A 13,002-nucleotide genomic window follows, 5' to 3' on the forward strand; every position below is an offset into this window, starting at 1 on the left:
CGAGGATGCGGCGGGGCGGGCGAGGGCGGGCTGGCTTCATGGGTCGGCGGATGACGCTGGCGTGACGCATCGGTGACGGTCGTCGCGGGCGATGCGGAGTCTCGCGGCGATGGTACCCGGTTTCGCCGCGCATGCGCGAGTCGGGCGCGGCTGCGCGGCGACAGCGGCGGGGCCGCCGCGTCAAAAGCTTTGCGCTTCCGCGGGCGCTGGATTACATTGTGCGACGCAGCCGCGCCCGATTCGCGCGCGACCCGGCACGCAATGAGACCGGGCGCGTCCGGCCGGCGGCTGCCCGGCCCGGCCGGCCCGCTTTCGCGCGCGCCGGCCGCCGGCCCGTCTCGCCTCTCTCGCATCGCCGTGGAATACACCGGCCGTCCCGCCCGTTCGCGCGCGGGCCGGCTGTCTTTGGGGGTATTCGGCCGTTCTGTGCATGGCCGTTCCGGAGTAACAAGGAGATAGCATGAAGTCGATCGTGTTGAGAGCGTTGAGCGTTGCCGCCGTGGCGGCCTGTCTGTCGGGCAGCGTGTATGCGCAGTCGAGCGACGCCACGGCCGCCGAGGCGCCGGCAGCCGCGTCGAAGGCCGCGGCGAAAACCGCGAAGAAGGCAAACCGCAAGCTGGGCTACGCGGTGCGCAAGGCGATTACGAAGGAACAGGGCGTGGACGTGGCGAACCTCGTCGTGCGCTCGAAGGGCGGCGCGATCACGCTGGAAGGCACGATGCCGGCCCAGGACCAGATCGACAAGGCCGAAGCTGCGGCCAAGGGCGTGAAGGGCGTCACGTCGGTCTCCAACCGGCTGACGGTTCAGCAGCAATAACGCCGGGCGGCGGCGCGCGAGCACCGCGTACGCCCGCTGTCGCGCGGGCCCCGGCACGCCGGGGCCCGTCGCGTTTCAACGGCCGCGAGCCGCGCGCGACGCGGCGGCGGACCGATAACGATACCGAGAGGGCGGCGATGACGAGGCACGGCTGGGGCAGGCGGATGGTTTTCGGCGCGGCGCTGGCCGCGGTCGCGATACTCGGCGCCTGCAACGACGACGCGTCGGCCGAGCGCAACCGGTTGCCCGGCTTCGTGTCGGGCAGCGTGCGCACGATGGCCTACGACGGCGCGAGCGACGACCTGCTGACCGCCGGCCTCGGCAAGACGGGCCTCGGCGCCGCGAGCGCGCCCGGTTTTGCGAACGCATCGCGGCCGACGAATGCCGAGCTGCGCCGGCTGGCGATCTGGTCGAACTACCGCGCGCTCGTGGACATGAGCGCGAACGGCGGCTACGGCCGCTTCTGGGGGCCGAACATCGACCTCGACGGCAACGATACGCTCGGCGAAGGCAAGATCCCCGGCACCGAATATCTCGCGTACTCCGACGACGGCAGCGGCAGCAAGAACGTGACGCTGCTCGTGCAGGTGCCCGCCGGCTTCGATCCTGCCCGGCCGTGCATCGTCACCGCGACGTCGTCGGGCTCGCGCGGCGTGTACGGCGCGATTTCCGCGGCCGGCGAATGGGCGCTCAAGCGCGGCTGCGCGGTCGCCTACAACGACAAGGGCGGCGGCAACGGCGCGCACGAGCTCGGTTCCGACACCGTCACGCTGATCGACGGCACGCTCGCCAACGCCGTGCTGGCCGGCACCGCAAGCCTGTTTACCGCGAACGTGACGAGCAGCGATCTCGCCGCCTTCAATGCCCGTTTCCCGAACCGCTACGCGTTCAAGCACGCGCATTCGCAGCAGAATCCCGAGCAGGACTGGGGCCGCGTGACGCTGCAGTCGGTCGAGTTCGCGTACTGGGCGCTCAACGAGCAGTTCGGACCGCTGATCGACGGCTCGCATCACGGCGTGCGCTATCGCGCCGGCGACATCACGACGATCGCCGCATCGGTCAGCAACGGCGGCGGCGCGGCGCTCGCGGCGGCCGAGCAGGACACCCGCAACTGGATTACCGCGGTCGTGGTCGGCGAACCGCAGATCAACGTGCGGATGGCGCCGAACGCGGTCGTCCGCTCGGGCGGCCAGCCGGTGCCGTCGTTCGGCCGGCCGCTGGCCGACTACGCGACGCTCGCGAACCTGTTGCAGCCGTGCGCGGCCGCATCGGCGTCGCTCGCCGGCGCGCCGTACCTGAGCGCGCTGCCGGTCGCGACCACGCAGTCGATCCGCACGCAGCGCTGCGCGACGCTCGCCGCGGCCGGGCTCGTGTCGGGCGCCGACACGCAGAGCCAGGCCGCCGACGCGCTCGCGCAGCTCCACGCGGCCGGCTACCTTGCCGATTCCGACCTGCTGCAGGCGCCGATGTGGGATTCGCAGGCGATTCCGGCGATCGCGGTCACCTATGCGAATGCGTACACGCGCTCGCGCGTGACCGACAACCTGTGCAATTTCAGCTTCGCGACGACGAACCCGGCGACGGGCGCCGTCGCGTCGCCCGCCGCATCGCCGATGCCGGCCGTGTTCGGCGTCGGCAACGGCGTGCCGCCGACAGCCGGCATCGACCTGGTGTTCAACACGGGCGCGGGTATCGACCACCGGCTCGCGACGCCCGATGCCAGCTTCGCGGGCGCGCTGTGCCTGCGCCAGCTGTGGACGAACGGGATGCTGGGGATGCCCGCGAACGTCGACGCGGTGCGTGTGAACGCGAACCTGCAGGGCAAGCCGGCGATCATCGTGCAGGGCCGCAGCGACGCGCTCGTGCCGGTGAACCACGCGTCGCGCGCCTACGTCGCGCAGAACGGCATCAGCGAGGGGGCGCGCAGCCAGCTCGTGTTCTACGAAGTGACGAACGGTCAGCACTTCGACGCGTTCCTGCCGGTCCCGGGCTTCGACACGCGCTTCGTGCCGGTGCACTACTACAACCTGCAGGCGCTGAACCTGATGTGGCGGCACCTGAAGAACAACGCGCCGCTGCCGCCGTCGCAGGTGATCCACACGGTGCCGCGCGGCGGCACGCCGGGCGCCGCGCCCGCGCTGACGGGTGCGAACCTGCCGCCGATCTCGGCCGCACCGGGCGCCAATGCGATCACGGCCGGCGCCGGCACGATCGACGTGCCGCTCTGACGGCGCCCGCCGCACAGCCCTCGCGAAGCCGGACCGTCGTCCGGCTTTTTCTTTTGCGCCGCATGGAATCGGTCCCGAACCGTCTTTTTTCGGAATGGCGAGTTCCGTAACAAATTATTACTTTACGGCGTTAAATCGGGGTCCTATTATGCGCCGGTATTTTCACTTAATTTAATAAATTCCAGATACGAGATATTCCTTTCCGTTTGTTTAATCGATCCTTTCGATTTTATTAAATCGGCTTGAAATGCGATTGGTCGCTGTCGCGCGATTAATCGGCATTTCGCTGAGGGGGATCGTTTATCTGTTCGAAGCGAGGCGTCCAAAGCGGGCGGGCTTTGCGGGGCATGCTTTTGCCGTCGATTTTCTGCATCAACGGATGCGTGCAGCGAATTCGCATTGCTGCGAATTATTGAATGGTCGACCGCAATGGAATTGATTCCATTACGGGTTGAGAAAAATATGGGTGGGGTAAATCGTGCCGGTCGGCATTTGCCGATTCGGTAAAAAACTCGGAGTGCATCGCATAACGAATGCATTCCCGGTGCGGAGCGCCGGCGCAAATGATCCTTTGCGGCCGGCGACATTTATCGTTCTGTTCGAGAGGCAATAATGACGACACGGAAGTCCTTGAAAGACGGTTTCGCGCTATTCGGAACGACACTGAGCGTGCCGCTCGCCGCCGCCGCGGCCGCAGCACTGCTCGTCACGGGGTGCGGCGGCGACGACGGGTCGAGCCCGGCCGCCTCGGCCGCTGCCGCGGCCGTGACGACGGCCGGCGGCAGTTCGTCGGCCAGCACCGGTACGACGGCGGCCGCGGCCGACCAGCCGTACGTCGACACCGACGTGTACGGCACCGGGCCGAACGACGCGGTCACGGATTCGACGGAAGGCGCCGCGGTCGTGCACCGCCAGGTCACGATCGGCGGCAAGACCATCAATTACACGGCCACCACGGGCCACCTGACCACGATCGATCCGACCACGTCGGCGCCGAACGCGAAGATGTTCTACGTGGCGTACACGCAGGACAATCCGGACCCGTCGAAGCCGCGTCCGGTCACGTTCTTCTACAACGGCGGCCCCGGCTCGTCGTCGGTCTACCTGCTGCTCGGCTCGTACGGGCCGAAGCGCCTGCAGTCGTCGTTCCCGAACTTCACGCCGCCTTCGCCGTACAAGCTGCTCGACAACCCGGACAGCCTGCTCGACCGCACCGACCTCGTGTTCATCAACCCGGTCGGCACCGGTTACTCGGCGGCGATCGCCCCGGCGAAAAACAAGGACTTCTGGGGCACCGACCAGGACGCCCGCTCGATCGACCGCTTCATCCAGCGCTACCTGACCAAGTACTCGCGCTGGAATTCGCCGAAGTTCCTGTACGGCGAATCGTATGGCACCGCCCGCAGCGCGGTCGTGTCGTGGGTGCTGCATGAGGACGGCATCGACCTGAACGGGATCACGCTGCAGTCGTCGATCCTCGACTACTCGAACTCGCTGTCCGCGGCGGGCATCTTCCCGACGCTCGCGGCCGACGCGTTCTACTGGAAGAGGACGACCCTCAACCCGACGCCGACCAATCTCGACGCGTACATGGTCCAGGCGCGCAACTATGCGGACAACACGCTTGCCCCGCTGGTGCAGAAGCCGAACCCGCAGGACGGCGGCCTTGTGAACGTGCGGCTGAACCTGAACCTGCAGACCGCGCAGCAGATGGGCTCGTACATCGGCACGGACCCGACGTCGCTGATCCAGACCTTCGGCAACCCGGCCGCGCTCGGCAACGTGCCGTCGTCGGACGACAACCCGCCGTACACGTTCTTCCTGACGCTCGTGCCGGGCACGCAGATCGGCCAGTACGACGGTCGCGCGAACTTCACGGGCAAGGGCATCGCGCCGTACATCCTGCCGAACTCGGGCAGCAACGATCCGTCGATCACGAACGTCGGCGGCGCGTACACGGTGCTGTGGAACAGCTATATCAACACCGACCTCAAGTACACGTCGACGTCGTCGTTCGTGGACCTGAACGACCAGGTCTTCAACAACTGGGACTTCAGCCACACGGACCCGACCGGCGCGAACAAGGGCGGCGGCAATACGCTGTACACGGCCGGCGACCTGGCGTCGACGATGAGCGTGAACCCGGACCTGAAGGTGCTGTCGGCGAACGGCTATTTCGACGCCGTCACGCCGTTCCACCAGACCGAGCTGACGCTTGCGCAGATGCCGCTCGACCCGACGCTCAAGGCGCAGAACCTGACGATCAAGAACTATCCGTCGGGCCACATGATCTACCTGAACGACGCGTCGCGCACCGCGCTGAAGGGCGATCTCGCCAGCTTCTACGATGGCATCCTCGCGAACCGCACCGCACTGCAGCGCGTGTTGAAGCTGCAGGCGCGCACGCAGCAGCTCAAGCAGCAGCAACTGAAGCAGCAGGGGCAGTAAGCGCGACGGGCGGCGCACAACGCCGCCCCGAACGGATGACAGCCCGATCGGCACCGGCCGGTCGGGCTGTTTTCATTTGGCGGCGGCGACGGGCCGGCGCGTGCCTGGAGAGAATCGCGGTTGCTTCGCCTACGCGAGCACGAGCCGCACGCCGACCGCGACGAGCGTCGCGGCGAGCAGGTTGCGCAGCAGCCGCTCGGGCGCGCGCGCCGACAGCAGGCTGCCGAGCACGATGCCGGGCAGGGAGCCGAGCAGCAGCGACAGCAGCATCGACCAGTCGACCGAGCCGAGCAGCCAGTGGCCCATGCCGGCGACGAGCGTGAGCGGCACCGCGTGCGCGATGTCGGAACCGACGATGCGGGTCGTCGCGAGCGCCGGATAGAGCAGCAGTAGCACGGTTACGCCGATCGCACCGGCGCCGACCGACGTCATCGACACGAGCACGCCGAGCACGGCGCCCGTCAGCACGGTCGACCACAGCGTGCGGGCGGGGCTCGGCGCGAGCGGATTGCGCGCCGCGAACGCGGCGAGCTGCGGCCGGAAGATCAGTGCGAGCGACGTGAGCAGCAGCGCGACGCCGAGCACGAGCTGGATCATCCGGGCGGTGCCGGGCGAGTTCATCCCGTGCGTGTGAAGCCACCACAGCGTGACGGCCGCGGCCGGAACGCTGCCCGCCGCGAGCCGGCCCGTGATGCGCCAGTCGATCGAACCCTTCAGGCCGTGGACGAGCGTGCCGGTGGCCTTGGTCGCGGCGGCGTACAGCAGGTCGGTGCCGACCGCCGTCGCGGGGTGGACGCCGAACAGCAGCACGAGGATCGGCGTCATCAGCGAACCGCCGCCGACACCCGTCAGGCCGACGAGGATGCCGACGAACAGGCCGGACAGCGAGTACAGCAGATCGATATGGGGAAGCGACATCGGATGCGGGCGGTTATGCGGCGTCGGCGGCGGCGCGTGGATCAAGGTCCGCCATTGTCGCAAAAGTGGCGGGCCGACGTACGGCTTCGTCAAATTCGCACGATGCGCGCGACGGGGCGCGCTATGCGCGTGCGGGCAGTTCGCAGCCGTCGGGGCCGCACGCGGCCGCGTCGCTGCCGGCGAGTTCGACGATGCCGTCGCGCCATGCCTGGTCGAGCGCCTGCGCGAACGCGTCGGCCGGCTGCGCGCCCGACACCGCGTAGCGGCCGCCGAACACGAACAGCGGCACGCCGCGCCCGCCGATCTGCTCGGCGCGCGCGATGTCGGCCTCGACTTCGGCGCGGTACGCGTCGCTGCGCAGCACGGCGTCGACGGCCGAGCGCTCGAGGCCGGCCTCGACCGCGAATTCGGTCAGCTCGGCGTGATCGAACAGCGAGCCGTGTTCGCAGAAGTACGCGCGGTACAGCCGCTCGGTCAGCGTGTGCGCCCGGCCGGTCGCTTCCGCGAGCTTCACGAGCCGGTGGCCGTCGAGCGTATCGCCGACGAGCGTGCCGGGCAGGTCGTAGCGCAGCCCGACGCTCGCGGCCGCATCGGTCACCTGGCGCAGCATCTGGTCGACCTGCGCGGGCGACATCCGGTACTTGCCGGCGAGCATCGCCTCGACCGGCTCGACGGGCTGGCCGGGCATCAGCCGGTAGGCGCGCAGCGCGACGTCCACGCGGTCGGCGTGCGCGAATGCGGCGAGCGCCTCGTCGAAGCGGCGCTTGCCGATCCAGCACCACGGACAGATCAGGTCGGACCAGATTTCGACGGTCAGGGTCGGGCGGGCAGTCGGGGCGGGCATGGTCGTCATGAGCAGTTCGGATAAAAAATGTAACCGTGACTATATCATTTAATGTATCGGCACCTCGGCGCGGCCCGCGTCATGGGCAACAGGGGCGGGCCCGCCGTATCACGAAGCATAGACACGGAAGCGGCGTCCCGGTAGCGGCTGCCGGCGCCGGCAGCCGCCATGCGTTGCGGCGAACCGGCTGCGCGGGACGGTTCGCTCAAGCGTCGCCCTGCGTTTCCTTCAAGTGCTTGAGGTGCTTGTAGACCGTCGCGCGGCCCATCCCGAGCACGTTCGCGACATAGTTCGCCGCGCTCTTGCCGCGAAACGCGCCTTCCGCGTAAAGCGCCTCGACGAGCTCGCGCCGGTGCTCGCGCGTGAGCCCGTTCAACCCGACCTGCCGCTCGCGCAGCCAGCCGTGCAGGAACGTGTTGATCCGCTCCTGCCAGTCGTCGCGGAACAGTTCGTCCGGCTGGGCGACGACGCCCGCGCCCTTGATGAACAGGTCGAGCGTCGCGCGCACCTCGTCGAACACCGCGATATTGAAGTTGATGCACATCATCCCGGCCGGGCGGCCGGTGTCGTCGAACAGCACGTTGCTGACGCAGCGCATCCGCCGGCCGTCCCAGTTCAGCTTCTCGTACGGGCCGATCACGCGCTCGCGGGCGGAATGATCGATTTCCTCGAGCGCGGAGTCGTCGCCGATCTCGCGCTTCGACAGGTTGTTCGCGAGATACAGCACGGTCTGGTCGTGCAGGTCGTGGATCACGACTTCCGCGCAGGGAAAGAACAGCGCGGCGATACCGTCGGCGATCGGCGCGTAGCGGGTGAGCAGCAGGTCTTTGACGGGGGATTTCTTCTTGCGCATCGGTATCGCCATCTCGGGTGGGCGGGGGCCGGGCGGCGCATCGGGGCGGCGTGCCGGCGCGCCGGTGGCCGGCAGGTCCGCGCGCCCGCGCGCGGCTGCGGCGGCGGTTGCGCCATTGTATCGGCCCCGCGCGCGCGTGACGCTCATCCTCGCGTCAGGTGCAGGTACAGCGCGTGTGCGAGCGCGATGTCCTCGAGCCCGAGGCCGATCGAGCGGAAGAACGCGTGACGCGTGGGCGACGGTGCCGCGCAGGTGCCGGCGACGAGCGCGGGCAGATCGCCGACGATCCGCGCGGCGTCCCAGCCGTGGTCGGCCGCCGCGATCTGCATCTCGCCGGCGCTTGCCGGCGTCGTGTGGCGGTAGTCGCAGTAGACGTCCATGTCGGGCAGCCAGGCGGGCGGGATCTCGTGTGCGCGCGCAACGTTCGTGCTGATCGACGTGACGAGCGCGGGGCGCGTGAGCATTCCGTCGCCCAGCACGGGCGTGCCCGACGACGTGCACAGCATCACGACGTCCGCGTCGCGCACGCAGGCTTCGACGCTGGCCGCGGCGCCGGCACGCGGATCGAGCTGCGCGAGCGTCGTCTGCAGTGCCGCATTGCCGGCGAGCGCGGGCGAATGCACGAGGATCGTTTCCCAGTCGCGCAATGCCGCCGTGTGCCGCAGGTGCGCGAGGCCGACCGCGCCCGCGCCGACGATCGCGAGACGGCGCGCGCCGCGCGGCGCGAGGCAGTCGACCGCGAGAGCCGTCGTGCCGGCCGTGCGTTCGACGGTCAGCAGCCCTGCGTCGCACCACATCAGCGGCTGGCCCGTGCGCATCGACATCAGCGCGGTCCACGCGGTGACGATCGGTCTGCCGCCCGTCACGACATACGGCGACAGCTTGGCGCCGAACACCTGCTCGTCGGCGAGCGCGCCGAGATATGTGATGAAGTCGCCGGCCTGGTCGGGAAACAGCGTGAGCGTTTGCGGCGGCTGCACCGCGCGCGCCGCGGCGAGCGACGCGAACATGCGGCGCAGCGTGCCGAGCACGTCGAGCGACGGCAGGGCTGCGCGCACCGCGGCTTCGTCGACGGTCAGCGGCAGGGGCGAGGCGGTTTGCGTCATGGCGACATCTCCGGTCGGAGCCGGACAGGACGGGCTCGGTAGATGGTGTCCGGCAGGGGTTGAAGTAGACTAAAAGTCTGGTATAGACAAATTAATTCTGGACGAATTTTCTTTTCGAGACGCCTCGCTTCCTCACGCATCTGGAAAATATTCGGGAAATCAAAGGGTTTGCTTGCGATTGCCGACGCTTCGAGACGGCATGCCGGCGCGCGAGTCGCGTATTCCCTATAGTCTATAGTAGACTTTGAGTCTATATTTTGCGTGCAAAACCCGAAGCGCCGCCATCCGGCAGCCGCACGGCATCGAATGCCGGTCCGGCGCCCGGCCGGGGCCGTCGGGCGGCCGATCTTCATTGCCTCAATCCGGAACGGAAGGACCGTCATGAACTGGAAGCTCTCCCTTTGCGCCGCTGCGGCGCTTGCCTGCGCGGCCGTCACGGCCCAGGCGGAACAGACCACGTTGCGCTTCGGGATCGAAGCCGCCTATCCGCCGTTCGAGAGCAAGACGCCGGCCGGCCAGCTGCAGGGTTTCGACGTCGACATCGGCAATGCGGTGTGCGCGAAGCTGAACATGAAATGCGTATGGGTCGAGAACGCGTTCGACGGCCTGATTCCGGCGCTGCAGGCGCGCAAGTTCGACGCGATCAACTCGGCGATGAACATCACCGCGAAGCGCCGGCAGAGCATCGACTTCACGCCGGCGATCTACGTGGTGCCGATCGTGATGGTCGCCAGGCGCGGTTCGCCGCTGCGGCCCGACGTGGCAAGCCTGCGCGGCAAGCACGTCGGCGTGCTGCAGGGCTCGTCGCAGGAGGATTTCCTGAAGGCGCACTGGGCCGGTGCCGGCGTGGCCGTCGTGTCGTATCAGGATCAGGACCAGATCTATGCCGATCTCGTCGCGGGGCGGCTCGACGCGGCCGTGCAGGAAGCGCAGACCGCGCAGGAGGGATTCCTCGACAAGCCGGTCGGCCGCGACTACCAGATCGTCGGCGAGCCGCTGAAGGATCCGGCGACGCTCGGCGAAGGGACGGGCTTCGGAATGCGCAAGGGCGACAAGGCGCTCCAGGCGAAGATCGTCGGCGCGCTCGATGCACTGAAGAAGGACGGCACGCTGGGCGCGCTGTCGCAGAAGTACTTCAAGCGCGACATCGTCGCGAAGTAAGCACGGCCGTGTGCCGGCCGCGGGGCCGGCGCATGTCGCAACGCATCTCGACGCAGTACGGGGAACCATGGATTTCGACGTCATCGTTCTGGGGGCCGGCATCGTCGGCGTGTCGTCGGCGCTGCATCTGCAGGATCGCGGGCTGCGCGTCGCGCTCGTCGACCGGCGCGGGCCCGGCGAGGAAACCAGCCACGGCAATGCCGGGCTGATCGAGCGCTCGTCGGTCGTGCCGTATGCATTTCCGCGCCGGCTCGGCACGCTGCTGCGCTATGCGCGCAATCGTTCGGTCGATCTCTACTGGGATTACCGCGCGTTGCCCGAGTATGCGGGCTGGCTCGCGCGCTTCTGGCGGGAATCGTCGCCGCGCCGGCTCGCGGCCGCCGCGCACGACCTGCTGCCGCTCGTCGCGGCGAGTGTCGTCGAGCACGACGCGCTGCTCGCGCGTACCGACGCGCAGCCGCTCGTGCACGACGGCGGGTGGATCGAGGCATTCCGTTCGCCGGTGCTGTTCGATGCGGAAACGCGCGCGCAGCAGCGCGTGGCCGACGCGCACGGGCTGAGGATGAGCGTGCTCGACGCGCGGGCGCTGCGTGCGCGCGAGCCCGGCATCGGCGACGCGTTCTGCGGCGCATTCCACTGGCAGGACCCGAAGACGGTGTCGAGCCCGGGCGGGCTGACCAAGGCCTACGCGCGGCTGTTCGAGCGCGACGGCGGCACGTTCGCGATCGGCGACGCGAAGACGCTCGTGCAGGTGGACGACGGCTGGCAGGTCGGAACCGAGCATGGGCCGATCTCGGCGCGCTCGGCCGTGGTCGCGCTCGGACCGTGGTCCGATCACGTGTTCGCGCCGCTCGGCTACCGGATTCCGCTGCGCGCGAAGCGCGGCTATCACATGCACTACCGGCCCACACGCGCGCCGCTGAGCGTGCCCGTGTGCGATACCGAGGCGGGTTTTGTCGTCGCGCCGATGGAAGGCGGACGCCTGCGGCTCACGACCGGCGTCGAGATCGCGTTGCGCGGCGCGCCGCCAACCGGCGTGCAGCTCGCACGGGCCGAGCCGCTGGCGCGCGATGCATTCGGCATCGGCGAGCGGCTCGACCCCGAGCCGTGGCTCGGGATGCGGCCGTGCACGCCCGACATGCGTCCCGTGATCGGGCCCGCTCCGCGTCATCGTCACCTGTGGTTCGCATTCGGGCATTGCCACCACGGGCTGACGCTCGGCCCCGCGACCGGGCGGTTGCTCGCCGAAATGATGACGGGCGCGCCGACCTATATCGATCCCCATCCGTACCGGCCCGCACGATTCGGCTGAGCACGCGGCGCGGCGATGTGGCTCCGGCCGTCGCCGCGCGCGCCCGTCGCGCCGGTTGCGCCGGTCGTGATGCGGCCGTCACAGTTTTTCATTTTGCTGTCCGATATGCGCAGGGCGACGCAACCCGAAGTCGTCTACGGAATCGCCGGGAAAGCATTCGCGAAATAAACAGAATAAGAAAATCGCGATTTCGATTTATCAATGCATTTTCATATTCCTGAAATGCGCATTGGATGACTGGCCGAGACGAGGTTCGACGCCGTTGCGAACGACCGTTCCGGCGTTACGCGGAATGTACCGGAACACGTTACCACGGGGCTCGCAAACGTTACGTTACATCCGTGTTCCGGCGGCCATTTTCATCAGATGATTCGGACTCCGCACCCCGTCCATTTCATCGGAAACCCATTAAAAGTGCGTTATTGCCATGCAAAAGGCAGACGAATGAACCTGCCGTCTTGAATTGGCACGCTTCGTGCGATTTGACCTCGTGCTTTATCAACGAAGTGCCAACCGAGATGGGGTAACGATGGGACAGAATCTTAAATTGACGGGCGTGGCGCTGTCGGTCGCGACGGTGTTCGGCGTGTTGGCATCGGGTTCCGCGATGGCAGGTGCGCTGGATTCGCTGCCGATCCCGCAAGTGATCGTCAATCCGCCGACGAACAGCGTATCGGTCGGGCTGGTCGCGACGGGTACGTCACCGCTAGGCTCAGTTACCGTGACGGCGGGCGGGTCCGGCACGATCCAGACGTCGCTGGGCAATCCCGGGCAAGTGCTGTCGGGCGCCGTGGGGGCGGTGATCGGCGCACTCGGCAACGGCGGCGGTCCGGTGACGCCGTTCGAGCCGGTACAGGGCTTGTTGAATGACGTGACGGGTGCGTTGAGCGGCGGCAATCCGACGGGCGCGTTGACGGGGGCGCTGAATACGGCGACCGGGACGTTGAGCAACGCGGTTGGCACGGTGACGGGTGCACTCGGCGGTATCGGCGGCGGGTCGAATCCGCTGGCGCCGGTGCAAGGCGTCGTCAATCAGGTGACGGGCGCGCTTGGTGGTGTCGGTGGCGGCAATCCGGCAGGTGCATTGACCGGCGCGCTGAATACGGCGACGGGGACGCTGGGCAATGCGGTTGGCACGGTGACGGGCGCACTCGGCGGTATCGGCGGCGGATCGAATCCGCTGGCGCCGGTGCAAGGTGTGGTCAATCAGGTCACGGGGGCGCTTGGTAGCGTCGGCGGTGGCAATCCGGCAGGTGCATTGACCGGCGCGCTCGGGACGGTAACTGGCGCACTCGGCGGTATCGGTGGCGGATCC

9 protein-coding genes and 1 pseudogene are annotated in these 13,002 nt (G+C 68.1%); 6 read left to right on the forward strand and 4 right to left on the reverse strand.

Translation table 11 applies throughout. From position 1 onward, the window contains the following. Positions 1-460 precede the first annotated feature (460 nt). The 3 genes from GQ57_RS37320 (at position 461) to GQ57_RS37330 (ending at position 5,493) form a co-directional block, all read left to right on the forward strand. Positions 461-817 (forward strand): BON domain-containing protein, encoded by a 357-nt coding sequence (locus tag GQ57_RS37320; RefSeq protein WP_031399538.1) that lies wholly within the window; start codon positions 461-463, stop codon positions 815-817. 137 nt (positions 818-954) lie between these two features. Continuing rightward, positions 955-3,045 carry a D-(-)-3-hydroxybutyrate oligomer hydrolase gene (locus GQ57_RS37325; protein WP_034200532.1) on the forward strand — a complete coding sequence of 697 codons (2,091 nt, stop codon included), beginning with the start codon at positions 955-957 and terminating at the stop codon, positions 3,043-3,045. 612 nt (positions 3,046-3,657) lie between these two features. Next, entirely contained in the window at positions 3,658-5,493 is a 1,836-nt protein-coding gene (locus GQ57_RS37330; protein ID WP_031399536.1) for a S10 family peptidase, read from the forward strand. Positions 5,494-5,622: 129 nt separating this feature from the next. Here the strand turns inward: GQ57_RS37330 and GQ57_RS37335 are convergent, their stop codons facing one another. The 4 genes from GQ57_RS37335 to GQ57_RS37350 all read right to left on the reverse strand — a co-directional run bounded on the left by GQ57_RS37335 (position 5,623) and on the right by GQ57_RS37350 (position 9,214). Beyond that, the gene (locus GQ57_RS37335) at positions 5,623-6,411 is read right to left on the reverse strand and encodes a sulfite exporter TauE/SafE family protein (protein ID WP_031399535.1); all 789 of its coding nucleotides are present in this window, start codon (positions 6,409-6,411) and stop codon (positions 5,623-5,625) included. 121 nt (positions 6,412-6,532) lie between these two features. Next, entirely contained in the window at positions 6,533-7,264 is a 732-nt protein-coding gene (locus tag GQ57_RS37340; protein WP_031399534.1) for a DsbA family oxidoreductase, read from the reverse strand. Between the two features lie 196 nt (positions 7,265-7,460). Continuing rightward, positions 7,461-8,255 (reverse strand): helix-turn-helix transcriptional regulator, encoded by a 795-nt coding sequence (locus GQ57_RS37345; protein ID WP_034200533.1) that lies wholly within the window; start codon positions 8,253-8,255, stop codon positions 7,461-7,463. Then, on the reverse strand, positions 8,252-9,214 hold the full coding sequence (locus tag GQ57_RS37350; protein ID WP_034200534.1) for an ornithine cyclodeaminase family protein: 963 nt from the start codon (positions 9,212-9,214) through the stop codon (positions 8,252-8,254). Before GQ57_RS37350 ends, GQ57_RS37345 begins: the two co-directional genes overlap by 4 nt. A 381-nt stretch (positions 9,215-9,595) precedes the next feature. On the opposite strand from GQ57_RS37350, the gene GQ57_RS37355 reads away from it, so the two are divergent. The 3 genes and pseudogenes from GQ57_RS37355 to GQ57_RS37365 all read left to right on the forward strand — a co-directional run. Further along, positions 9,596-10,375, forward strand: a complete 780-nt coding sequence (locus GQ57_RS37355) for an ABC transporter substrate-binding protein (protein ID WP_034200535.1) — start codon at positions 9,596-9,598, stop codon at positions 10,373-10,375. Positions 10,376-10,442: 67 nt separating this feature from the next. After that, positions 10,443-11,687, forward strand: a complete 1,245-nt coding sequence (locus tag GQ57_RS37360; protein ID WP_034200536.1) for an NAD(P)/FAD-dependent oxidoreductase — start codon at positions 10,443-10,445, stop codon at positions 11,685-11,687. A gap of 529 nt (positions 11,688-12,216) precedes the next feature. Beyond that, a pseudogene (locus tag GQ57_RS37365) lies at positions 12,217-13,002 on the forward strand (beta strand repeat-containing protein); the annotation flags it as partial.

Origin of the sequence: Burkholderia sp. MSh2 (genome assembly GCF_000731655.1) — a bacterium.
GTDB classification, from domain to species: Bacteria; Pseudomonadota; Gammaproteobacteria; order Burkholderiales; family Burkholderiaceae; genus Burkholderia; species Burkholderia paludis.